General features: G+C 63.2%; 22 protein-coding genes. 13 read left to right on the top strand and 9 right to left on the bottom strand.

The genetic code is table 11. The annotated features are described in order from the left end of the window. Positions 1 to 54: 54 nt before the first annotated feature. The 3 genes from KR49_RS11580 to KR49_RS11570 are packed head-to-tail and all read left to right on the top strand — an operon-like array spanning position 55 to position 2,530. Entirely contained in the window at positions 55 to 597 is a 543-nt protein-coding gene (locus KR49_RS11580; protein WP_043695608.1) for a DUF2854 domain-containing protein, read from the top strand. After that, entirely contained in the window at positions 590 to 1,471 is an 882-nt protein-coding gene (gene argB, locus KR49_RS11575; protein WP_043695603.1) for an acetylglutamate kinase, read from the top strand. The genes KR49_RS11580 and argB overlap by 8 nt, the downstream gene beginning before the upstream one ends. Before the next feature lie 3 nt (positions 1,472 to 1,474). Beyond that, on the top strand, positions 1,475 to 2,530 hold the full coding sequence (locus KR49_RS11570; protein ID WP_043695600.1) for a DUF3153 domain-containing protein: 1,056 nt from the start codon (positions 1,475 to 1,477) through the stop codon (positions 2,528 to 2,530). Here the strand turns inward: KR49_RS11570 and priA are convergent, their stop codons facing one another. Beyond that, entirely contained in the window at positions 2,531 to 4,783 is a 2,253-nt protein-coding gene (gene priA / locus KR49_RS11565) for a primosomal protein N' (protein WP_043695598.1), read from the bottom strand. It abuts the gene before it with no gap. A 305-nt stretch (positions 4,784 to 5,088) separates the two neighbouring features. Between priA and rpoD the strand changes: the two genes are divergently transcribed. Further along, on the top strand, positions 5,089 to 6,531 hold the full coding sequence (rpoD, locus tag KR49_RS11560) for an RNA polymerase sigma factor RpoD (protein WP_043695595.1): 1,443 nt from the start codon (positions 5,089 to 5,091) through the stop codon (positions 6,529 to 6,531). Between the two features lie 98 nt (positions 6,532 to 6,629). Here rpoD and KR49_RS11555 read toward each other — a convergent pair whose 3' ends face one another. Next, positions 6,630 to 7,007: an AbrB family transcriptional regulator gene (locus KR49_RS11555; protein ID WP_043695592.1), complete on the bottom strand. Its 378-nt coding sequence runs from the start codon at positions 7,005 to 7,007 to the stop codon at positions 6,630 to 6,632. Between the two features lie 264 nt (positions 7,008 to 7,271). On the opposite strand from KR49_RS11555, the gene KR49_RS11550 reads away from it, so the two are divergent. After that, on the top strand, positions 7,272 to 7,583 hold the full coding sequence (locus KR49_RS11550) for a DUF3303 domain-containing protein (RefSeq protein ID WP_043697440.1): 312 nt from the start codon (positions 7,272 to 7,274) through the stop codon (positions 7,581 to 7,583). A gap of 157 nt (positions 7,584 to 7,740) precedes the next feature. Here the strand turns inward: KR49_RS11550 and KR49_RS11545 are convergent, their stop codons facing one another. After that, entirely contained in the window at positions 7,741 to 8,211 is a 471-nt protein-coding gene (locus tag KR49_RS11545; RefSeq protein ID WP_043695589.1) for a DUF6561 domain-containing protein, read from the bottom strand. Positions 8,212 to 8,344: 133 nt separating this feature from the next. On the opposite strand from KR49_RS11545, the gene hemC reads away from it, so the two are divergent. Further along, positions 8,345 to 9,298: a hydroxymethylbilane synthase gene (gene hemC, locus KR49_RS11540; protein WP_043695586.1), complete on the top strand. Its 954-nt coding sequence runs from the start codon at positions 8,345 to 8,347 to the stop codon at positions 9,296 to 9,298. Here the strand turns inward: hemC and KR49_RS11535 are convergent, their stop codons facing one another. Continuing rightward, positions 9,299 to 9,796, bottom strand: coding sequence for a L,D-transpeptidase (locus KR49_RS11535; RefSeq protein WP_043695583.1), 498 nt, complete (start codon positions 9,794 to 9,796; stop codon positions 9,299 to 9,301). A gap of 198 nt (positions 9,797 to 9,994) precedes the next feature. Here KR49_RS11535 and KR49_RS11530 point away from each other — a divergent pair, with 198 nt between their 5' ends. After that, the gene (locus KR49_RS11530) at positions 9,995 to 10,879 is read left to right on the top strand and encodes a hypothetical protein (RefSeq protein ID WP_043695580.1); all 885 of its coding nucleotides are present in this window, start codon (positions 9,995 to 9,997) and stop codon (positions 10,877 to 10,879) included. Between the two features lie 34 nt (positions 10,880 to 10,913). Here KR49_RS11530 and KR49_RS11525 read toward each other — a convergent pair whose 3' ends face one another. The 3 genes from KR49_RS11525 to KR49_RS11515 are packed head-to-tail and all read right to left on the bottom strand — an operon-like array spanning position 10,914 to position 13,537. Next, entirely contained in the window at positions 10,914 to 11,501 is a 588-nt protein-coding gene (locus tag KR49_RS11525) for an inorganic diphosphatase (protein WP_043695577.1), read from the bottom strand. Positions 11,502 to 11,560: 59 nt separating this feature from the next. Beyond that, positions 11,561 to 13,087, bottom strand: coding sequence for a carboxypeptidase M32 (locus KR49_RS11520; RefSeq protein WP_043695574.1), 1,527 nt, complete (start codon positions 13,085 to 13,087; stop codon positions 11,561 to 11,563). A 24-nt stretch (positions 13,088 to 13,111) separates the two neighbouring features. Beyond that, positions 13,112 to 13,537 (bottom strand): thiol-disulfide oxidoreductase DCC family protein, encoded by a 426-nt coding sequence (locus KR49_RS11515; protein ID WP_043697436.1) that lies wholly within the window; start codon positions 13,535 to 13,537, stop codon positions 13,112 to 13,114. 88 nt (positions 13,538 to 13,625) lie between these two features. On the opposite strand from KR49_RS11515, the gene KR49_RS11510 reads away from it, so the two are divergent. The 6 genes from KR49_RS11510 (at position 13,626) to KR49_RS11490 (ending at position 18,539) form a co-directional block, all read left to right on the top strand. Beyond that, a complete protein-coding gene (locus KR49_RS11510; RefSeq protein ID WP_043695571.1) occupies positions 13,626 to 14,252 on the top strand; it encodes a secondary thiamine-phosphate synthase enzyme YjbQ in 627 nt (208 codons plus the stop codon). Between the two features lie 24 nt (positions 14,253 to 14,276). Further along, positions 14,277 to 14,564 (top strand): 4a-hydroxytetrahydrobiopterin dehydratase, encoded by a 288-nt coding sequence (locus KR49_RS11505; protein ID WP_043695568.1) that lies wholly within the window; start codon positions 14,277 to 14,279, stop codon positions 14,562 to 14,564. Between the two features lie 19 nt (positions 14,565 to 14,583). Then, positions 14,584 to 15,675 carry a GTP-binding protein gene (locus tag KR49_RS11500; RefSeq protein ID WP_052378248.1) on the top strand — a complete coding sequence of 364 codons (1,092 nt, stop codon included), beginning with the start codon at positions 14,584 to 14,586 and terminating at the stop codon, positions 15,673 to 15,675. Between the two features lie 13 nt (positions 15,676 to 15,688). Next, positions 15,689 to 15,850, top strand: coding sequence for a hypothetical protein (locus KR49_RS14330; protein ID WP_173402151.1), 162 nt, complete (start codon positions 15,689 to 15,691; stop codon positions 15,848 to 15,850). Between the two features lie 140 nt (positions 15,851 to 15,990). Continuing rightward, positions 15,991 to 17,034, top strand: a complete 1,044-nt coding sequence (locus KR49_RS11495; protein ID WP_043695565.1) for an extracellular solute-binding protein — start codon at positions 15,991 to 15,993, stop codon at positions 17,032 to 17,034. Then, positions 17,031 to 18,539, top strand: coding sequence for an iron ABC transporter permease (locus tag KR49_RS11490; protein ID WP_043695562.1), 1,509 nt, complete (start codon positions 17,031 to 17,033; stop codon positions 18,537 to 18,539). The genes KR49_RS11495 and KR49_RS11490 overlap by 4 nt, the downstream gene beginning before the upstream one ends. On the opposite strand, the gene KR49_RS11485 is transcribed toward KR49_RS11490, so the two are convergent. Both KR49_RS11485 and KR49_RS11480 read right to left on the bottom strand, forming a co-directional pair. Further along, positions 18,518 to 20,665 (bottom strand): PhoX family phosphatase, encoded by a 2,148-nt coding sequence (locus KR49_RS11485; protein WP_043695558.1) that lies wholly within the window; start codon positions 20,663 to 20,665, stop codon positions 18,518 to 18,520. The genes KR49_RS11490 and KR49_RS11485 overlap by 22 nt on opposite strands. Positions 20,666 to 20,675: 10 nt before the next feature. Next, a complete protein-coding gene (locus tag KR49_RS11480; protein WP_043695553.1) occupies positions 20,676 to 21,641 on the bottom strand; it encodes an esterase-like activity of phytase family protein in 966 nt (321 codons plus the stop codon). Positions 21,642 to 21,647: the final 6 nt, after the last annotated feature.

Genomic DNA, 21,647 nt, shown 5'->3' with positions numbered 1-21,647 from the left:
ACCGCTCCATCCTGATGGGCGGGACGTCACAATGACGAACACTCAGGCCTGTCCATGAAAGACTTCCTCTCCCCCGGCAGCCTGGTCACGGTGGCCGGAGGCGTGCTCACGGTGGTCGGCGCCGTCGCCTACGGCACAGGTAACGCCAACCTGAGCCTGCCCACGATTTTCTACGGCATTCCGATCCTGCTCGGGGGGCTTGCTTTGAAGTCCTCGGAGCTGCCTCCGGCCCGCCGGGTCACTCCCAAGGCCGCGCTGAAGAACGAACGCGAGCAGGCGGCCCCGGAGCTGACGAAGCTGCTGTCAGATGTGACCCGATGGCGATATGGACAGAAAGCCCATCTCGAGTCATCCCTTGAGGCTCTCAAGCTTTGGGATGAGGACAATCCACCGCAACTCGAAGAGATCGAGGAACTGAACGAAGACGGGGGCTATGGACTGCGGCTTCGCTTCCAGCTCGGTGCGATCCCACTTGAGCGCTGGCAGGCACGCCAGGACCGTCTCAGTCGCTTCTTCTCGAAGGGGCTGCATGCCGAGCTGACCCCTCTCGACAACGACCGCCTCGATCTGCGTCTGCTGCCGGTTGTCGATGGCTGATTCCAAGCAGTCCGGGGATGACGCCCTGAGGGTGTCCGTCCTGAGCGAGGCCCTGCCGTACATCCAGCATTTCGCTGGCCGACGCATCGTGGTGAAGTACGGGGGCGCCGCCATGGCCCACGCCGAGTTGCGCGATGCCGTGTTCAGGGATCTGGCGCTGCTGGCCTGCGTGGGAGTCCAGCCGGTGGTGGTCCACGGTGGTGGGCCCGAAATCAACCAATGGCTGAAGCGCCTGGAGATCCCAGCGGAATTCCGTGACGGCCTTCGTGTCACCGATGCCGACACCATGGATGTGGTGGAGATGGTGCTGGTCGGGCGCGTCAACAAGCAGATCGTCAATGGTCTCAACCGGCTCGGTGCCCGCGCAGTCGGCCTGAGCGGCAGCGACGGCGGTCTCGTGGAAGCGAGGCCCTGGGGGGATGGCAGCCACGGGCTGGTGGGTGACGTGGCCCGCGTCAACCCTGATGTGCTCGAACCCCTCCTGGAGCGCGGCTACGTCCCGGTGATCTCCAGCGTCGCCGCCACTCCTGAAGACGGCAAGGCCCACAACATCAATGCGGACACGGTGGCGGGAGAGGTTGCCGCAGCCCTGGAGGCCGAGAAGCTGGTGCTGCTCACTGACACACCAGGCATCCTGCAGGATCGGGCGGATCCGGCGTCCCTGATTCGCCAGCTGCGGCTGTCGGAGGCGCGCCAGCTGATCCATGACGGTGTGGTGGCCGGCGGCATGACGCCCAAAACTGAGTGCTGCATCCGAGCTCTCGCCCAGGGCGTCGCGGCGGCGCACATCATCGACGGCCGCGTCCCTCATGCTCTGCTGCTGGAGGTTTTCACCGATGCCGGCATCGGCACGATGGTGGTGGGACGCGGCTGACCCGTGAGCTCCCCGACCGAACCGCTGGATCTGCGTGCCGCCGAAGCAGCATTGGAACGTGGCGATTACGGCCAATGCCTGGAGCTGCTGGCTCCTGTGGCGGAGTCCCATCCGCTTCCGGATGCCCATGGAGCCCGGGTCAGGCTGCTGATGGTCACCGCCTGGATGGGTCAGGGCAACGACAGCGAGGCCATCGCCACCTGCCGTCTGCTGACTCGCCGCGGCGACCCTGAACTCCGTCAGCAGGCCAAGCAGTTGCTGACGATTCTGGAGGCCCCGGCACTCACCAGACCGGAAAGCTGGTCCATGCGACTTCCCCAGCTGGAGATGTCTGCCACCGGCAGCCGCGCCTCCTCGACCGTTCGGCGACGCAAGCGCCGCCCACCCCCACCACCGCCGCCACCGACAGGTCCGACCCAGGCACCGGCCCTCGGCTTCGCCGCGCTGGTGACAGCCGTGCTGCTGGGACTGACCCTTCTGCTCAGCGGCTGCATCCGCATCGAGGCGGACCTCACCATCCCAGGGCCGGATCGAGTCGCCCTGAGCTGGCAGGTGCAGAGTGGCAATGGTCGCCTGCTGCCCTGGCAGAGCCGTTTCGAGGAAAAGCTGCATCACGACCTGCCCCAGCTGCAGGTGAGCCACCCGGGACCTGGCGCGCAGCGCATCGTCTCCGCTGCGCAACCCATGCGGATCGTGAGCTCAGAACTGAAACGGATGATTCAGCTCGCCGCGGAATCCGCCGGGATGGAGCTGCCATCACCAAGCCTCACGCTGCGGGAGCGCAACTGGATTGTTGGCGTGCAGCAGACCCTGGTCCTGGATCTGGATCTGTCGACCCTTCCGGAGATCCCTGATCTGGAGATCCTGGTGAACATGGACGAGGGCAGCACCCTGCACAGGCTCCACGGCGGTGAGCGCATGACCGCTGAACGTCACAACTGGAGCTGGAGCGGACTGGGTCTGGGCAGCATCGCTGTCGCCTTGCTGCTGTTGCTGAGCCTGCTCCTGCAGGGAATCCGCCGGAATCTGGGATTCGGCTTCCCTGAACTGCCGTCCTGATCAGAGATCCAGAGGATCCGGATCAACCGCCAGGGCCACTCCCTGTGGCAGTCCCTCCCACAGCGCTTCACCGGAAGGCAAAGGCAACGGTGATCCCGCCGGCCCGTGCATCAACAGCTGCCAGCGACTGCGACCGGCCACCCGTGCCACAGGCGCCGGAGCCGGACCCACCAGCCACCAACCCTGGGAGGAGCAGAGAGGCCGAATTCGCTCCGCAAGCACCGTCGCAGCCGTGGCCGTGGCCGTGGCCGACTCTCCCGACAGACGCAACAGACAGGCGCGACTGAAAGGCACCAGTCCAGCCTCCCGTCGCAGCTGGATTTCCTGGGCCAGGAAATCCTCGTATCGCCCATCCACCAGATGACGGATCACCGGATGCTCCGGTGAATAGGTCTGCACCAGCACCTGCCCCGGGCGCTCGCCACGACCGGCACGCCCCGCCAGCTGGAGCAGCAGCTGCAACGCCTGCTCGCCCGCCCGCAGATCGGGGCGGTGCAGCAGGCCGTCGGCCGCGAGCACTGCGGCCAGGGTGACCCGGGGGAGATCCATCCCCTTGGCCAGCATCTGAGTTCCGATCAGCACATCCGCCTCCCCGGCCGCGAAGCGGTCCAGAAGACGGCGGTGTCCATCGCGACCACCGGTGGAATCACGATCGAAGCGCAGCAACCGCAGATCCTCCAGCTCCTCTGCCAGCAGCTCGAGCACCCGCTGGGTCCCGGCACCGAAGGGCTTGAACGCTGTGGAACCGCAATGGTTGCAGCGGGTTTCGATCTCAGCCCGGTGATCGCACCAGTGACAGCGAAGCCACTGACGTCCTCCATGGCCGCGATGCACGGTGAGCGCCACATCGCAGTGGGGGCACTGCACCACTTCACCGCAGCTGCGACAACCGAGAAACGGGCTGTAACCACGGCGCGGCACCAGCACAACGGCTTGCTCGCCCCGCTCCGGCAGTTGCTGGAGCCGTTCCATCAGAGGCCGGCTGATCAGGCGGCGATGTCCTTCCGCCAGTTCGTGCCGCATGTCCACCACATGCACCGGAGGCAAGGGCTGCTCGGAAATACGACGCCGTAGACAGGCCAGGGTGAGAGGCCCGTCGGGGCTCAGCTGCACCCAGCTGTCCAGCGATGGTGTGGCACTGCCCAGCACCACGCGGCCCCCGCAGCGCTGAACCCGGTCCATGGCGAGATCACGGGCGTGGTAGCAGGGCATTGGAGAGTCCTGCTTGTAGGAACTGTCGTGCTCCTCATCCAGCACCACGAGTCCGAGCGGATCGAGGGGCATGAACATCGCGGAACGGGTTCCCACCACCACCAGGGGCTGGTCCGGCTCAAGACAGTGCTGCCAGGCCCGCAGCCGTTCACGGTCCCGGCAGCCGCTGTGATATTCCAGGACCCGGGCTCCGAAGCGCCGGCGACAGCGATCCACGAGCTGTGGGATCAGTCCGATCTCCGGTGTGAGCAGCAGAACATGCCGGCCCGCCGCCAGCTCTGCAGCGGCGAGCTGCAGATACACCTCGGTCTTTCCTGAGCCCGTGATGCCCCAGAGCAGCAATCCCTTGCCTGGAGCCAGTGTCTGGTACGCCGCCACCGCCTTCTGCTGTTCCTCGGTGAGAACTCGGGGAGACTCGAGGTGAGGGGGGGACGACAGCTCAGCGTCAGCTGACGACTGACGCTGTTCGCGTTCGATGCAGCCTTTGCGGACGAGCGCCGCCACAACAGCGCCACTGAATCCGGCCGCCTCCACACCCCGCTGCCACGACCCTCCGCCCTGACGATCCAGATACGCGAGCAGATCCAGCTGTCGTTGGGTGAGATCCGGCAGCGGCTGAGCCGTCGTTCTCTGCAGCCACCACAGTCGACGACCGGAGCGAACGGCCGAGGCCCGGGCCTGGCCGAGCCACCCCGCGGGGAGAGCAGCCTTGAGCATCCGGAACGCACTGAGGTGACATCGCTCAGCGACGCCATCGAGCCATTGCCTCCAGTCGGAGGGAACAGCCGCGCGCTGCAGCAGAGCCTCAACCGGCTGAAGCGCAGCCTGCCTGTCTGCAGGCATCGCCTGGACGGGGCATCCCACCACCAGCCCGTGCATCGTCCGATTGCGCAGGGGGACGCGCACCAGATCGCCCGGCTGCAGACGCAAGTCAGGATCAGCCCGATAGGTGAAGACACGGCCCTCGCGACCGGCCTCCAGCCAAACGTCGACCGGCTGACCGTCAGCTGACAGGATGTTGCACGGATCGGAAAACTTCATTAACATGAATGAGTTGGTGCGTTTTGACCAACACCTGCCCTTGACCCAGCGGGAAGACACGCAGTCTGAAGCCAGGACAACCTTCCTGCAGCTCCAGCCGGTCTGAGACCACCCCGGGCAAGTCAGGATGTCGTCCCTCGGACGCCCCGTTTATCGGAACGCCCCCTCCAGCACTCAACGAACCGGTTCCTGAGCAGCTCTGAACGGCTGTTCAGGTTCCAAGAGGTTTTGCCTGTTCCGACACGCCATGACGCGTGTTCCGGTGCAGCAGTCCGCAGCACCTTTTCCGCCTTCTGTTCATCGCTATGAGTCCTTCCGCCACCAAGACAGCTCAACCGGACATCGTCCTGCTGGCCAATGCCAATGGAGAGCTGAAGGAGGTGACATCCGTCAGCAAGGCGGAGACGAAAAAGGCACCCGCGAAAGCACGGACCAGCCGATCAAAATCCAGTAGCAAGGATCTGAGCGCCGCCGCCGATGAGCTGCTGGCGGCAGCCGATCAGGCCTCGACCGACAAGGCCGCCAAGACGTCAACCTCCGTGAAGAAGGCAGCCTCCAAGACGGCGACGAAGAAACCCGCGGCCACGAAAGCTGCGGCAGCCAAAGCGAAGCCGGCCCGGAGTTCGGCCGCCAAGAGCAAAACCGGCGCCAAAGCCAGCGCAGCAACAGCCAAAGCCAAGGACGCCGCCTCCAAAGAAGCGGTAGCCACAGTTTCTCCAGAGGAGAAAGCGAAGGCAGCTGCTGCGGAAAAGGAGGCCAAAGCCAAGGCCCTGGCCAGCATCAAGATCGGTCCGAAGGGGGTCTACACCGAAGACTCCATCCGGGTTTACCTGCAGGAGATCGGCCGGATCCGTCTGCTGCGGCCGGACGAGGAGATTGAACTGGCGCGCAAGATCGCCGACTTGCTCCATCTCGAGGAGTTGGCAGCACAGTTCGAAAGCGACAACGGCAAGCATCCCGACACCAAGGAATGGGCTGCTCTGGTGGAGATGCCAGTGATCCGTTTCCGACGCCGGCTGATGCTGGGGCGTCGGGCCAAGGAAAAAATGGTGCAGTCGAACCTGCGCCTGGTGGTCTCGATCGCCAAGAAGTACATGAACAGAGGCCTGAGCTTCCAGGATCTGATTCAGGAAGGGAGCCTCGGCCTGATCCGTGCGGCTGAGAAGTTCGATCACGAGAAGGGCTACAAGTTCTCCACCTATGCCACCTGGTGGATCCGACAGGCGATCACCCGCGCCATCGCGGACCAGAGCCGCACCATCCGTCTTCCCGTTCACCTTTACGAGACGATTTCCCGGATCAAGAAAACCACCAAGGTGCTGTCCCAGGAATTCGGTCGCAAACCGACAGAAGAGGAGATCGCCGAATCGATGGAGATGACCATCGAGAAGCTGCGTTTCATCGCCAAGAGCGCTCAGCTGCCGATTTCCCTGGAAACACCGATCGGAAAGGAGGAGGACTCCCGCCTCGGCGATTTCATCGAAGCCGACATCGAGAATCCAGAGCAGGACGTGGCCAAGAATCTTCTTCGCGAAGATCTCGAAGGTGTGCTCGCCACCCTCAGCCCAAGAGAGCGCGATGTGCTGCGTCTGCGCTACGGCCTGGATGACGGCCGCATGAAGACCCTGGAGGAGATCGGACAGATCTTCGATGTGACGCGCGAACGGATCCGTCAGATCGAGGCAAAAGCCCTGAGAAAGCTGCGCCACCCCAACCGCAACGGCGTTCTCAAGGAATACATCAAGTGAAACGATCCGATTGACACGGATTCGATGCCACAAAAAAAGACCGCCAAATGGCGGTCTTTTTTTGTGGCTGACTGAAGTGGTCAGCCATCAGACGAGACTCACTCGTCGGTGGTCTCCTCTTCATCGGTACCACCAACGGGGATCAGACGGATCTGCTTGCGACCCAGCTTGATCTCAAACTCATCTCCGGGATTGAGCTCGAGCATGGCCGTGTAGGCCTTGCCGATCAGAAGGTTGCCATTGCCTTGAACAGTGGCGATGTAGGAGAGCTTGCGTCCACCCTTGCCGATACCAGCGGAACCACCGCCCAGGTCAATGCCCTTGGCATTGAGCAGAGCCTCGTAAAAGGCCGTGAAATTCACGCGATCGGAGCCATCCTTTTTCTTGGAGACATAACCACAGGCCGTGGCCAGGTCAGTCTTGGACACATCACCAAGTTCCTTGACCTTGGTGAGAAGATCAGCGCCGGTCAACATGAGAAACAAGCAGGAATAACGCAACCATACATCACATCTGGTGCCTGTCCAGAGGATCAACCACCAGATATGGCGTGTTACCAACTGATCAAAAACGCTGCGACTCCAACTCTCGAGCTCGCAGATCAACCCCGATCAACTTCATTCTGCAGCCTGACAACAAATCGTGCCAGCTGCGTTGTGGACAGTACAGCGCAGCGTTGCGTCGCCAACGCATTCGATCTGATTTGGGGAGCAGGATCTGATCGCCATGGCAATCAGAACATGCACCACTACCAACTGAACTGGAACTTCGCCTCCCAGGAAGACAGCTGGGCCGCCGGAGTCGCCTTCGCCGATTACATCCGAAGCGGTAGTCCTGCCGACCGTTTCGACGGATTTGAGGTGAAATATCGCGTCTGTGATCCTCAAGGCGGCTGGGGCACGGCGATTGTGTGCGCAGACCACATCAGCAAGGTCTGGCAACACACCGCTCCCTGGATCAAGCATTTCAAGGTTCAGATCGAAATCAACCCTGTGATGAGCGACGACGAATTCGTCGCCAACCAGGAAGCCGTCTACGCAGCAGCAGGCTGAAAATCACGTAAGTACATCTTCTGCTTCCATTCAGCAGGGCAACCCCCTATAAGGGTTGAGAGGGAATTGAGACGCCCTCCTCACACGGAAGAGATCACGCCCCGGCGAGACGTCGGGGTTTTTTTTGAGGCTCCGATCAGACGGTGAAACGCTTGGCTCAGACAGGCTCCTGCTGGTCTGCGTCGAAACTCTCCGTGAACTCCTGAAACGCCCGTTTCAGGCGCTCGACAGGGGTCTCTTCAAGCGGACATTCCTGATCGGTCATCTCCGCATAGATCTGGACGAGCCGGGAATCAGGCTCCAGCACAGACGCCAGGGCTGTCTTGAACAGAACGACATTGCGTTGAGGCGTCAGCCCCTCAAGAAACGGTTCCAGGCGCCACGGCAACGGCTGTCCTGGATCCGCCAGGCAGACCCGTCGTGGCCGGATCAATTGGTAAGCGGGATCTCCATCACGATCGGTGGTGTTGCGAAGACGCGCCATGAGCAGATCACCGCTCGTGAGCAGTAACAAGCGGATACTCCCCTCCGACATCAGGCTGAGATGGGTCTCCGAATCCGCTTCATCCATCAGCTTTTGATTCAGGGAAGCCGATTGACGCACTCCGCTCACCACTGGTCCCGGCATGACCGAATGTGCTTTGGGGAATGTTACGCAGTTTTCAGATCCCTTCGTCGCCACCTGATGGGTCGCCCCACCTTCACATTCGGGAAAGTCGTGACCCTGCCTGCGTAGTCTGACGGGCTGATTCGCCCTGTCCATGGCCCTCACCGAACTGCGCATCGCCTCCCGACGCAGCCAGCTGGCCATGGTGCAGACCAACTGGGTGAAGGCCGAACTTGAGAAGGCCCATCCCCAGCTCACCGTCAGCGTCGAAGCGATGGCGACCCAGGGAGACAAGATCCTCGACGTCGCCCTGGCCAAGATCGGTGACAAGGGTCTGTTCACCAAGGAGCTGGAGGCCCAGATGCTTGTGGGACGTGCTGACATCGCGGTCCATTCCCTCAAGGACCTCCCCACGAATCTTCCGGAAGGCCTGATGCTCGGTTGCATCACCGAGCGGGAGGACCCCGCCGATGCCTTGGTGGTGAACGCCAAAAATGCCGATCACACTCTCGAGACCCTTCCGGAAGGGGCCGTCGTCGGCACCAGTTCTCTGCGGCGCCTGGCCCAGCTGCGCCATCACTACCCACACCTGGAATTCAAAGACGTCCGCGGCAATGTGATCACCCGTCTCGAGAAGCTGGACAACGGTGGATACGACTGCCTGATCCTGGCCGCTGCAGGACTGGGTCGCCTTGGTTTCGCCGACCGCATTCATCAACTCATTCCTGGAGACATCTCTCTTCATGCCGTCGGCCAGGGAGCTCTCGGCATCGAATGCGTGGAAGGCCAGCCGGAAGTTCTGGAGATCATCAAGGTGCTGGAGCATGCCCCCACATCCCAGCGATGCCTGGCGGAACGGGCTTTCCTGCGGGAACTGGAGGGGGGCTGTCAGGTGCCCATCGGGGTCAACACCAGGTTCGAAGGCGATCAGCTCGTCCTGACCGGCATGGTGGCCAGCCTGGATGGACTGCGTCTGATTCGGGATCAAGCCAGCGGTCCTGCCGCTGATCCTGAGCCGATCGGCGTGGCCCTCGCCAACACTCTCAAGCAGCAGGGAGCCGGTGAGATTCTCCAGGAGATCTTTGAAGCCGTGCGGCCGGAAGCCTGATCAGTTTCTGATCTCCACGGTCGTCCCGACATCAACGACCTCAAACAGCTGACGCACGTGGTCGTTGAGCATGCGCACACAGCCCAGGCTGACCGCAGCACGGGTCCTGACCCAGTGGGGCCAAGGGGTGCCATGGATTCCAAACTCTCCCCGGCCGTTGCGATGGAACGCCAGATAACGATCCCCGATCGGGCTGGACGGACCCACCAACTCACGACGCTGTCCATTTTTGTGCGTCACATAAACCGGATTGACTTTTTTGGTGAGGATGGCGAATTCACCCAGTGGGGTGGGCGTCGAGGGATCACCGATGGCCACCGGCCAGGGGCCGAGCCTGCGGGCTCCGCTGACGACACTGATTTCACGCCGGCTGAGATCGAGAACAACCCGGGATGAGGAGGACGATCGGCGCATGGCCAGCTCAGCCGCTGCCGCGGAGACAGGGAGCGCTGCGATGGACGCCAGAGCGACCCCGGAGAGAAGCAGAGGAAGACGCATCTGCAGGACTCATGAGTCTTATTGGTCTCAAGTTATGCATCACTGGCGAGGTAGCCAGCCATTTTCAGGGCAGTTCGGCAACTCTTAAGGGTCTCTTCGTCTCAATCTGAGACAGTGCTGGGCGTCCGATGCTCTTCGCAGAACGCTGTACCCTTCCCAGGTCCGTTCCGGCAGAGGACGTCCGCCCTGGCCCACGCAGTGTCAGCTCTCCCGAACCAGGCCGCGCAGCCGACACTGCCGAGCCTGCTGAGCGGCGAGGACCGCCAACGTGAAACCGAAGCGATCTGTTTTCCGTTCGATGGCATCTGCCGAAGCAGGCGCCTGTTTCTCAAGGCAGCCTGGACCCTTCGTCGCCAGGGCATCATCCTGATCTCCGAGGTGCTGAACCCGGATCAGCTCGAACGCTTTCAAGGCCAGATCAATCTGCTGCTCGACGCCATCACCAACCACGAGACATCGGGTCTGGATGACATCGCGTATCTGAACCTGCCGGATCAGCGGGTGCTCAAGGGTTACAACACATTCGTGGATGCCGATCGCGCGGTGATCAATCACCGCATCAAGCGTGCCGACGGACGCAGCGGCAGCGACGCCGGCATGATCGATATCTTTCATCCCGAGCGGTTATCGGATGAGATCAAGGATCTGGTGGCCACGAGCCTCCAGGAACCGATCATCCGCCGCCTGGTGATGACCTCATGTCTCACACCCCTGCACGTGAAGTGCCGCAACCTCTACATCAACCGCGGCGTCCAGGACACCCGAAGCTTTCACTGCGATGGACGCTCCCTCAAGTACAAGTCCTTTCTCTTCCTGACCGAGGTCAACAGCCTTGCTGACGGCCCCTATTGCTATGTGAAGAGGTCCCACAGGGATCGAAGCAGCTGGAAGCGGAGCCGTCGTTTCAACCTGGAGAATGAAATCGGGCTGTACGAATACAGCCAACTCGGAGGCTGCGAAGCCCTGCCGATGTTTGCAAAAGCCGGCGACATGGTGATCTCCTCTCAGAGAGGAGCCCATCGCGGGCTGCCTCAGCAACCCGATGCCGAACGGGCCGTTCTGGTGAACATGTATCAGAGATGAAGGGCGGGGACAGCCCCGCCCTCGCTCCGCCGGATCAATCGACCAGTTTCGGTGCGATCTCCTGCATGTAGCGGGCTTCGCAGGACTTGATGATCTCAACGGCTTTCTCGGTTCCGAAGAACCCGTTCACTGTGCACGTGCCGGGCTTCTTCAGATCCTTGTAGTGCTCCCAGTAGTAGGTGGTCTCCTTCTTCCAGTGCTCACCGAGATCCTCGAAGCTTTTGATGTGGTCCATCCGCTTGTCATCGGCCAGGACGGCGATCACCTTGTCATCGACTTCACCGCCGTCATCAAAGGTCATCACCCCGATGATGCGTGCTTCAACGATCGAACCAGGGACAAGGGGCTCCGTGACACTGACGATCTCGATGTCGAGCGGGTCACCGTCCTCGTCCCAGGTGCGGGGTATGCAGCCGTAGGCAAAGGGGTAAGCCAGTGAGGAGTAGCCGACGCGATCCAGCTTCAGATGCCCGGTCTCGGTGATCAGCTCGTATTTGTTGATCGTGTTGGAGTTGAGCTCCACGATCGTGTTGAGGCGGAGCTCGGATTCGTCAGCGAAGGCCGGCAGCACGTGCAGCAGGTTGGGCATGCTGCGGCTGGGAGCCTGATCGAGGTTGGCCATGAACGGCGGTCAACAGCGCCGGGATCCTACGGGGGACCGCCGGCAAGCCCCCGGGACGGTCAGAACAGGGCAATCGCCCCCCTGTCTGCCAGGGTGCTCAGCTTGCCCTCGAGATAACGAAGGAAGGGAGCACTGCTCAGGGGGGCACCACTGACCTGCTCCACCAGATCCTCAGCATTGACGGCTCTGCCGACGGGATGAACGTGCTGACGCAGCCAACTCAGCAGGGGTCGCACATCACCACGGCCCACATGATCCTCCGGAGCTCCGATCTCAGCGGTCATCGCCTCGCCCAGCTGGGCACTGATCAGGTGACCCAGGAGGTAGGAGGGGAAGTAACCGAAGAGCCCTTCACTCCAGTGGACATCCTGTAGGCAACCTTCGGCGTCATTGACGGGAGTGACACCAAGCAGCTCGGTGTAACGGCGGTTCCATTCAGCCGGCAGGTCAGCCACCTTCAGACCCTGCTCAAGAAGAGCGATCTCAAGATCGGTTCTGATCAGGATGTGCAAGCCGTAGCTGAGTTCATCCGCTTCCACCCGATTCAGCCCGGGAGCGAGTGGATTCATCGAGCGCCAGAGATCTTCACCACAGGTCAGCGGCGCTCCCACGTCGGCGAAACGCGTCCACCACCGTTCCGCGAAGGATCGGCTGCGCGCGACCCGGTTTTCCCAGAACAGGGACTGGCTTTCGTGCACAGCCATGGATGTCGCCTGGCCGAGAGGCCAGGCGAACCATTGATGACTCTGATTCGGAAGACCCTGCTCATACAGCGAGTGCCCCCATTCATGAGCCGTTGCCAGAAAACACGAAAGCGGCTGACCGCTCACCACCCGGGTGGTGATGCGGTAGTCGGATGGGCCGAGGGTGATGGAGAACGGATGGGGAGAACGGGCCAGACAGGTGATCGAGGGATCTCGTCCCCACTCCTGCAGCAATTCCTCGCAGAGCCGCTGCTGAGCTTGCTCCGGCAGGTCCCAGCCAGCGGTGGACGGGCGCTGCTCCCGATCCAGACTGTCGATCAGTGCCGGGAGTCGCTCCCGCAGAGGTGCAAACAGCTGCTGCAGCCGGTCAAGGCTCAGATCGGGCTCAAACGGTTGTGCCAGCGTTTCCCAGCAGGAGCGAGGCTCCGCCAGCTGACGCGCCTGCTCCTGACGCAGATCGATCAGGGTTTGAAGCGCTCCACTGAACAGGCTGAAGTCCGAGCGCTGGCGTGCCACCTGCCAACGGGCGTAACCATCGGCCTTCGCTGTGGCCAGGGAGGCCACCAGGGAAGGATCCAGCGCTTGCTGCCGTCTCAGATCCTCTTCAAGCAGATCGAGATTCCGGCCATGCCCGCCACTGCCGTTGACATCGTCGGTACCGGACCATTCCGAGCGCGCATCGGCCAGCAGATCTGCATAGGCCTCTGAGCTCTGACGGGCATGCAGCTCGCTGGCCAGAAGCGTGAGCTGCTCACCGCGCCAGGTTGCCCCCCCACTCGGCATGCGGGTGTTCTGATCCCAGTAGAGCGCCGACTGGATCGATCCGAGCAGCTGGGTTTTTCTGAGATGGTCACCCAGGCGCTTCCAGGCCGTTGACGCCACGGGAGATCCACAACTGTTTCGACCCTAACCAGCCTGATCGACTCTCAAGGGCTGACAGCGATCTGCACACAGCACCTCCAGACTCTGGCGCCCGGTGACCTGCAGACGCCGTGCAGCCCAGACGCGATAGGCCCAATCCGCCAGGGTCCCGATCAACGGCCAGCGCGTGGGGGCATAGATCCAGCCCAGGCCGATCAGTCGATAGGCCTCGCGGAACACCGCCACATCCCGAAGGATGGTTCCATCGCCCGTGATCGCATGGATGCGGCCCATGGCCTCGCGATAACTGACTCCTTGATGAAGGTCCGGGTCGTAATCCGACGCATCGATGTCGACGAAAGCCATGCGTCCATCGCGGTCACGACGACGCAGAAAGTGAACCTCGCGAAGACAGAGAGGACAGCCGCCATCGAAGAGAAGTGTGAGATCCGCTGGCGTGGATGCGGACATGGACGGGGTGCGGAACGGCACCAGCCTGCAGCAGACAGGCGCTTGATCGCGAGCAGCGCCACGCTGAAGAGAGCATGTCCATTCCGTCATGACGTCTGGAATCACTCCCCTGAGCCATCAGGCACTGCAAACGCTGGACTTCAGCACCAACGGTCGTGGCTTTTCCCGGATCGATCCGGCCCTGAGCCGCTGGATCGCCACCAGTGGCATCGCCCGAGGGGTGCTGAACCTCACCTGCCTGCACACGAGTGCCAGTCTCACCATCAACGAGAACGCTGACCCCCGGGTTCTCAAGGACCTCGCCGCCTGGATGGATGACATGGTTCCGGAGTCCAGGGCTTACCTCCACGACGATGAAGGGCCGGACGACATGCCGGCGCACATCCGGACAGCTCTCACCTGTCAGGCCCTCAGTCTCAGCGTGGAGAACGGACGGTTGCTGCTCGGCACCTGGCAGGCGGTCTACCTCTGGGAGCACCGCCGAGCTCCCCATCAGCGCCGCATTGCCTGCCACCTCATCGGCACCCTGAAACCTGACGTGCAGCAGCCTTCCCGCTCCAGCGACACGACCACACTGCTGGCCCGTCGCAACAGCACGCGGCTCAACGAAGCGATCCAGGCCCGACATGACCCGGAGGCCTGGGCCGGCGACGGTGGTGTCAACACGGAGGTGGATCTGCTGGTGGACCGACTGCACGACCTGGCAGGAGAATGAACTCACCAGGATCCCCCTCTCGGCATGCCGACCCTGCTCACGCCTGAACAACGCCAGCAGCTTCAACAGGAGCGTCCCGCCTGGGAGGTGGGCGACACCGCCATGCGGCGCAGCGTTGTGTTCAGCGACTTTGTGGAAGCCTTCGGTTTCATGAGCCGCGTAGCACTGCTGGCCGAATCCCGTCAGCACCACCCCGACTGGAACAACGTCTACAACCGAGTGAAGATCGAACTCTCCACCCACGATCTGGGAGGCCTGAGCACGATGGACGCCGAGCTTTCGGCAGCCATCGACGCTCTGCTGCCAGCATGAGCTCAACAGGGCAGATCTCATGACTGCAGCATCAGCCCCGGTTGGGGTCCCGGTGACGATTCTCACGGGCTTCCTCGGTGCCGGGAAAACCACTCTGCTCAACCACATTCTCAGCAATCAGCAGGGCGTGAAGACCGCTGTGCTGGTGAATGAATTCGGTGAGATCGGCATCGATAACGAACTCATCGTCTCCACAGGAGAGGAGATGGTGGAGCTGAGCAACGGCTGCATCTGCTGCTCGATCAACGACGAGTTGATGCAGACGGTGGAGCGGGTGCTTGAACGCCCAGAGGCCTTGGACTACATCGTTGTGGAGACCACTGGTCTGGCCGATCCTCTGCCGGTGGCGATGACCTTCCTCGGCAGCGAGTTGCGCGATCAGACGCGACTGGACTCGATCATCACGCTGATCGATGCGGAGAACTTCGACCAGAGCGTTCTCGACACCCAGGTCGGGCGGGCCCAGGTGGTCTACGGGGACATCCTGATGCTGAACAAGTGTGACCTCGTGGAGGAGGAGCGGTTGCAGACCGTTGAACAGCAGCTCCGGGAGGTGAAGAACGATGCCCGCATCCTGCGGTCCACCCAGGGGGACGTGCCGCTGCCTCTGCTGCTCAGCGTCGGTCTGTTCGAGTCGGACAAGGTGTCGACGCAAGACGAGCATCACGACCACAACCATCACGACCACGACCACGACCACGACCACAGCCACGACCACGACCACGACCACAGCCACAGCCATCACGACCACGGCCACAGCCACTCGGATCACCTCGCCGTCGACGGTTTCACGTCGCTGTCGTTCCAGAGTGATGGGCCTTTCGCCCTGCGAAGGTTCCAGAACTTCCTGGACAATCAGCTGCCCGCTGAGGTGTTCCGCGCCAAGGGCATTCTCTGGTTCAACGAAAGCGAACGACGTCACGTGTTCCATCTCGCAGGAAAGCGCTTTTCGATTGACGACACCGACTGGACCGGCGAACGCAAGAACCAGCTTGTGCTGATCGGACGCGACATCGATCACGACACCCTGCGGCAACAGCTCCAGGCCTGCGTGGATGAGGAAGCCGCCGGTCACCCCTCCGCCGGATCGAGCGGAAACGGGCTGAACTGACTAGTGTGTCGTGATGGAGAACACCCCCATGGCAGAGCCCATCACCCTGGTTGCCCTTCTGCTGGTGACAAGTCTGCTGCTCTGGCTGCTGGCCGATTCCGACGATGACAACAGCGGTGGTGGCCTGCGGGAGCCTGTTCTGATTCCGATCCCGGTTCGCGACCAGCGTCGCTGATTCCTCGAAGCAATCAACTCGATTCACCACTCTTCCCTCGCCTCTGGCGGGGGATTTTTTTCGTCGTGTAACAGCCGAACGGAGAGACCGCGGAGCGGGGTATCGCTATTGCGTATCGTTCGCAAAGAGCAACGCCGCGAATGCATTTCATTCTCAATAAGTACCGCTTTTGCAAAGCGGCGGCACAGGCCTCTCTGGCCGTGTCCATCGCGATCCTGCTGATCGCCTGCGACAGCAAGGAATCGACGGAGATCGGTGTCTATTCAGGACGCCACTACAACACCGACAAGCAGCTTTACGACCGCTTCACGCAGGAAACAGGCATCCAGGTGAAGCTCCTGGAAGCCAAGGATGACGCCCTGATTCAACGTCTCGCCAAGGAAGGTGCGGACTCCCCTGCGGATGTCCTGATTCTTGCGGATGCGGCCCGTCTCGATCGCGCGACCGGGATGGATCTTTTTCAGCCCATCGAGTCGGAAACGCTCAACCGGTCGGTTCCGGCCGATCTGCGCGACAGCAAGAACCGCTGGTTCGGTTTCACACGCCGGCTGCGGGCGCCGATGTTCAATGCCGAGAAGGTGAAGGCCAACGAGGTGAGCCGCTATGAAGACCTGGCAGCTCCAGCTCTCAAGGGCAGGCTCTGCCTGCGAAACCGTCGCAGCGTCTACAACCAGTCGCTGGTGGCATTCATGCTGGACACCCGCGGGGAGCAGGAGACGACTCAATGGATTCAGGGAATGGTGGCCAACCTGGCTCAGCCGGTGTTCAGCAGTGACACGCCCATGATCCGGGCCGTCGCTCAGGGCGACTGCGGCGTCGCTCTGGCCAACAGTTACTACCTCGGCCGCATGCAGGCTGGTGACAAGGGCGACGCTGACTTGGCCCTTTCCAGCAAGGTGTCAGTGCGCTGGCCCGACCCCGTCCACGTGAACATCACCGGTGGTGGCGTGACCCGTGCCAGCCGCAACCCCGACGCCGCCCGACGCTTCCTGGAGTTCCTCAGCTCCGATCAGGCTCAGGAGGGCTACGCCACGGCCAATCATGAATATCCCCTGCGCGACCTCGGCAACAATCCTGTTGTGAAGGCCTGGGGCCCGTTCCAGCCGGCAGCGGTGTCGGCGCAGCGGCTCGGTGAGCTGAATGCCAAAGCCGTCGAGCTGATGGCTGCCAACGGCTGGCAATGAGTCGTCGGCTGCTGGGACTCACCGCTGCCGGGCTTGCTCTGCTGGCGATCTGGCCCCTGCTGAACCTCATCGGGGAGGGACTGCAGGGAATCCGCGACGGTCTCGGCAGCCTGGGCCCGGATGGTGGCCTTCAGATCCGCGGCACGCTGAGCTTGCTGCTGGGCAGTGCCATCGCCGGAACCTTGATCGGCACCGCCAACGGCTGGCTGCTGATCAACTGCCGATTTCCCGGCCGTCGCTGGCTGCGCATCGCTCAGCTGATCCCCCTGGCCACCCCGGCCTATCTGCTTTCAGCGACGCTGGTGGATCTGGGCAGCCGCCAGGGCTGGCGCATCCACGGCCTGGCCTGGGGCATCGCCGTCATGGCTCTGTCCACGTATCCCTACGTGTTTCTGCTCAGCACAGAAAGTTTCGCGATGAGCGGCAGACGGCAGCTGGAGGCCTGCCGCAGCCTCGGGATCGGTCCATGGGCCGCCTTTCGGCGGGTCGCGCTGCCGATCGCGCTTCCGGCGATCGGAGCCGGTGTCGCCCTGATGGGCATGGAGATCGTCAACGAGCTGGGAGCCGTTCAGCTCCTCGGCATCCCCAGCCTGTCGGCCGGCATCCTGGAGGCCTGGCAGGCCGAAAGCGATCCAACCGGTGCCATCACCCTGGCCCTGATCACCCTGGTGATCGTGCTGACTCTGGTGGTGTGCGAACGGCGGCTGCGGCGTCGCAGCCGCCGCTGGAGTGACGGTGTGGCCGGAGGCGATGCCACAGCCTGGACATTGCAGGGGCCTCGGGCACTCGTGGCCCAGCTGCTGACTCTGATTCCGCCTTTGCTGAGCCTGGGGACGCCGCTGATCTGGGCCGCCACGAATCTCGAACAGCTGGCAGGCAACCTGGAGGCCGACCTCTGGCAGCTCAGTCTCCGCAGCCTGTTGCTGGCGCTGGCCGCCGCCGTCCTGGCTGTGGTCACGGCCCTGCTGTTGGCGATCGCCAAGCGCTGGAGTGAAGCCCGCTGGCTGCAGAGCCTCACCTTCCTGGCCGGCATGGGCTACGCCGTGCCCGGCACCGTGCTGGCACTGGCTCTGCTGCTCACCGGCGGCCCCTGGCAGCTGGCCCCGCTGGTCCTGCTGCTCTGGGGCTATGGCGACCGTTTCCTGGCCGTGGCCAAAGGCGGCCTGGATGCCGCCCTGGAACGCATCAGCCCCAGTCTCGATGAAGCGGCCACCGGGATGGGGTTCAACTGGCAGCAGGTGCTGCAGCGGGTGCATCTGCCGCTCCTGCGGGGTCCCCTGACGGTGGGACTGCTGCTGGTGTTCGTGGACACCGTGAAGGAACTGCCGCTGACCTTCGCTCTGCGGCCCTTTGATTTCGACACGCTCTCCGTGCGTGTCTATCAGTACGCCAGTGACGAGCGGCTGGCGGAAGCGCTGCTGCCGGCACTGATGATCCTGGTGCTGGGGCTGGTGGCATCGATGGCCCTGGTGCCCAGCCTCGATCAGGCCTCCAGCAAAGGCTGACCGTTGAGGCGGCGGATCGCCACGACGCCCGGGCGGGGGGGCCGGCCCGGAGCCTGAGCCGGCCAGTTGGACCCCAGCGGCACTGTGCGCAGTTGCTGGAAAACGCCACCATCACGATCCTGCAGCTCGTGGGCCTGAACCTCCTCATCCCCCCGAGCCCGGCTGCCGTTCACCTCACCGGGATGCTGAACCGCCAGAAACAGCGACGACTCGGCCTGATCGAGGCACACCCCCGTCACCTCGCACTCCATCGGTCCCGTGGCAAAGCAGGCCGCCTGTTCCTCCTGGCTGCCCTTGCGGGGAACGAACCAGCAGCTGTTGTTGCCGAACACATCGCCCGCTGACGACTTCATCGAACGGTCGGTGACGATCCAGAGGTTTCCCTTGCTGTCGAGCGCGACATTGTCGGGATTGGTGAAACCGAGACCGCCGGCCCAGGGGGTTCCACCGGTCACAGCCATGCGCCAGGTGAAGCGGTTCTGGCCGGACTCACTCAGGCGCATCACCCATCCGTTGGGCCAGCTGCTCTGTCCGTCGGGTCCCTGGAACACGGCAGGGTCAGCACCCCCTGTCGATCCGGGGGATCCGGAGGTGAAAGCGATCAGCAGATCTCCACTGATCGGATCGATCTTGGTGTCCTCCGGACGGGCCGTGGGGGTCGCCCCGATCGCGCTGGCCGCCAGGTGGGCATCCACCAGAATCGCCCCCTGCAGCGCCTCGCCCTCACCCCGGTACAGATCCGACAGGGTGGCGAAACGGCGGCAGTAGTCCTCGACAGCCGCATCCTCCCGGAAGAGTTCCGCTCCCGCCTGACTGCGATCGCTGTGGGGCAGCTCCACAGGACAGCCGAGATCCGCATCGCTGAAACGGCTTGGACGGAAAGGATTCACCTCGGCCTCCGGTGTCACCGCCAGCCATTCACCACTGCCATCGGCACGGAAGCGCGCCACCTGAAGCTCGCCGGCCTCGAACAACCGTGAATTCCGCTTGTCCTGGACCGTTTCGACACGGTCCGTGCTGACGAAGCGATAGAGATGCCCACCGCGGCGATCACAGCCCGAATACACCTGAAGCGGCTTGCCGGCTTCAGCCCGGACCGCCACGGCTTCGTGGCGGAAGCGGCCGAGGGACGTGTGCTTCACCGCTGCCCGGCCAGCCGAGGTCGGATCCACCTCCACCATCCAGCCGTACTTGTTGCCCGCCAGTCCGTAGACATTGCCCAGCCCACCCAGTTTTCCTTTCCGGCAGACCAAGGGACGCTGTGAAGGTGCGGCCGCACTGCCATCGGCATAAACCGGTTCCGGCACCTGGGATTGGAAATTCTCCTCAGCGCTGAGCACCGTTCCCCAGGGCGTGATGCCACCGCCGCAGTTGGCGAAGGTGCCGACGATCCTGTCGCCCAGGCCATCGTCGTAGCCCTGCCGTTTACCGGCCGTGAACACCGCGGTTGCCGGACCGGTGCTGAGCAGCTGCTGCTTGGGGTCCTCAAGACCACTGATCCCCGTGATACGGCGATCCTGGGCGCCCTGCGCCCGTTGCCACTGACCCTGACCATCCCGCTGCAGGGTCATCACCCCGATCCCGAGATCGGTCATCGCTTCATCCGCGACCGCACGGATCTGCTGCAGACGTCGGTCGCCGGCCGGCAGTTCACCGCAGTCGATGACGCCATCGCTGGGCTGCAGAACAGACACGAGGTCTGCGAAGGGCAGAGGCTTACCCACCACCTCCTCGAAGCCCTGCACCCAGGGCACGGCGCTGATGTATTCGAAGTTCACCGTCATCGATGCCCGGTCCGGACCGTGCTGGACAAAGCCGAGGTGATCGTTGTTGAACCCGAAGCGGCTGTCGCCGAGTGGATCGCCCCATGCCGCCAGCAGCTGGGACCGAAATCCCTCCGGGACCGTCAGCCGGTCCTCCACCGCCAGCTCCCGGTAGGTGGCCCGCTGCTCCGAGGCGTTGAGGCCATCACTGTCCACCGGCAAGGGCACCCGCACCGGATGAAACGGAAATCCTTTGGCCGCACTGCTGTTGCCCCCTTGCACCATGCAGCCCGACAGTCCTTTGGCCGTCAACACACCGGCTCCGCCGAGGCCGAGCAGGGAGAGCACGGAACGACGGCGCATCGGTCAAGCCTCAATCGGTGCAAGCAGCGGTGCGGCGGGGAGTCAGCACCGCAATCCAGCTTGACTGAAGCGGATTGAAGTTGTCATCACTGGCCAACACCAGCGTCTGTCGTCCATCCGACAGCGTGGGGCCCACCGCCATGGCTTCCCAGTTATCTGGAGGCAGGCCAGCCTCCAGCAGGTTCCAGCCGATGATCGGCTGCAATGGAGGACCCTGCGGATCGGGAAAGGCGAACAGCTGAAGCCAGGCCGACCATTGATCCGGCATCTCAAACCCCCGCCGCAGTCCCAGCAGCTGCTGCCGAAGTGGCAGGGCGAGCAGTTCCGTCAGTCCGTCATGGCGGCCGTAGGCACCCGAATCAAGCGCCCCTGCGGAGCGGATCGCGTCACCGGGACGGCGGCGCATCAGGCTGATTCCATCTCCGGGTTGGTGCTGCAGCAACGGCGCCTCCGCCGCCAGCAGAAGGTCCCCGGGGCCGAGGGCCGTGAGTGATTCCGGGCCTTTGTTGGAGCCAAGGCCCTGCCCAGTGGTGGCCCGCCAGGCCTCGGGCATCGGCAGCTCCTGCCGCAGCCGACCGCTGCCGAGGTCAATTTGGATCAACCGGGGCGGACGTTCCAAGGAACGGCGCCCCTCACTGGCGATCCAGGCCTGACGGCCCTGAACCACCAGCCCCTCTCCATCGAAGTCCTCGGTCAGAGGCTGGCCATCGCCTCCCTTCAGCAGCACTCTGCGGCCGGGTCGCAGCAGGTCCCGTTGGCCCCGGAGCACCTGGGCGAGTCCACCCCAGGGCACCAGATGCCCCATGGGTGCATCGCTGAGCAACCAGAGGCGATCCTGCTTCCGCTGGTAGGCCGCCGCTGAGACCCCACCCAGGGGCCGACCATCAGCGAGGGTCCTGGGCAGCTCGATCGTCCGCACCAGCTCCCAGCCGGCCTGCAGCGGACAGGGGAGCGGCAGCGGAGGCGCGGCATCCATGGCAGT

This window comes from Synechococcus sp. KORDI-49 (assembly GCF_000737575.1).
Classification (GTDB): Bacteria; Cyanobacteriota; Cyanobacteriia; order PCC-6307; family Cyanobiaceae; genus Parasynechococcus.
This window is presented reverse-complemented; position numbering and strand designations above follow the sequence as displayed.

Excerpts from the sequence above, each read along its gene's own strand:
- KR49_RS11550 (WP_043697440.1), top strand. The coding sequence starts at position 7,272 with ATGCACCACTACCAACTGAACTGGAACTTCGCCTCCCAGGAAGACAGC.
- KR49_RS11535 (WP_043695583.1), bottom strand. The coding sequence starts at position 9,796 with ATGCGTCTTCCTCTGCTTCTCTCCGGGGTCGCTCTGGCGTCCATCGCA.
- KR49_RS11500 (WP_052378248.1), top strand. The coding sequence starts at position 14,584 with ATGACTGCAGCATCAGCCCCGGTTGGGGTCCCGGTGACGATTCTCACG.
- KR49_RS11495 (WP_043695565.1), top strand. The coding sequence starts at position 15,991 with ATGCATTTCATTCTCAATAAGTACCGCTTTTGCAAAGCGGCGGCACAG.
- KR49_RS14330 (WP_173402151.1), top strand. The coding sequence starts at position 15,689 with ATGGAGAACACCCCCATGGCAGAGCCCATCACCCTGGTTGCCCTTCTG.
- KR49_RS11480 (WP_043695553.1), bottom strand. The coding sequence starts at position 21,641 with ATGGATGCCGCGCCTCCGCTGCCGCTCCCCTGTCCGCTGCAGGCCGGC.
- KR49_RS11515 (WP_043697436.1), bottom strand. The coding sequence starts at position 13,537 with ATGTCCGCATCCACGCCAGCGGATCTCACACTTCTCTTCGATGGCGGC.
- KR49_RS11485 (WP_043695558.1), bottom strand. The coding sequence starts at position 20,665 with ATGCGCCGTCGTTCCGTGCTCTCCCTGCTCGGCCTCGGCGGAGCCGGT.
- KR49_RS11545 (WP_043695589.1), bottom strand. The coding sequence starts at position 8,211 with ATGCCGGGACCAGTGGTGAGCGGAGTGCGTCAATCGGCTTCCCTGAAT.
- KR49_RS11555 (WP_043695592.1), bottom strand. The coding sequence starts at position 7,007 with ATGTTGACCGGCGCTGATCTTCTCACCAAGGTCAAGGAACTTGGTGAT.
- priA (WP_043695598.1), bottom strand. The coding sequence starts at position 4,783 with ATGAAGTTTTCCGATCCGTGCAACATCCTGTCAGCTGACGGTCAGCCG.
- KR49_RS11525 (WP_043695577.1), bottom strand. The coding sequence starts at position 11,501 with ATGGCCAACCTCGATCAGGCTCCCAGCCGCAGCATGCCCAACCTGCTG.
- hemC (WP_043695586.1), top strand. The coding sequence starts at position 8,345 with ATGGCCCTCACCGAACTGCGCATCGCCTCCCGACGCAGCCAGCTGGCC.
- KR49_RS11580 (WP_043695608.1), top strand. The coding sequence starts at position 55 with ATGAAAGACTTCCTCTCCCCCGGCAGCCTGGTCACGGTGGCCGGAGGC.
- KR49_RS11510 (WP_043695571.1), top strand. The coding sequence starts at position 13,626 with ATGACGTCTGGAATCACTCCCCTGAGCCATCAGGCACTGCAAACGCTG.
- KR49_RS11490 (WP_043695562.1), top strand. The coding sequence starts at position 17,031 with ATGAGTCGTCGGCTGCTGGGACTCACCGCTGCCGGGCTTGCTCTGCTG.
- argB (WP_043695603.1), top strand. The coding sequence starts at position 590 with ATGGCTGATTCCAAGCAGTCCGGGGATGACGCCCTGAGGGTGTCCGTC.
- KR49_RS11505 (WP_043695568.1), top strand. The coding sequence starts at position 14,277 with ATGCCGACCCTGCTCACGCCTGAACAACGCCAGCAGCTTCAACAGGAG.
- rpoD (WP_043695595.1), top strand. The coding sequence starts at position 5,089 with ATGAGTCCTTCCGCCACCAAGACAGCTCAACCGGACATCGTCCTGCTG.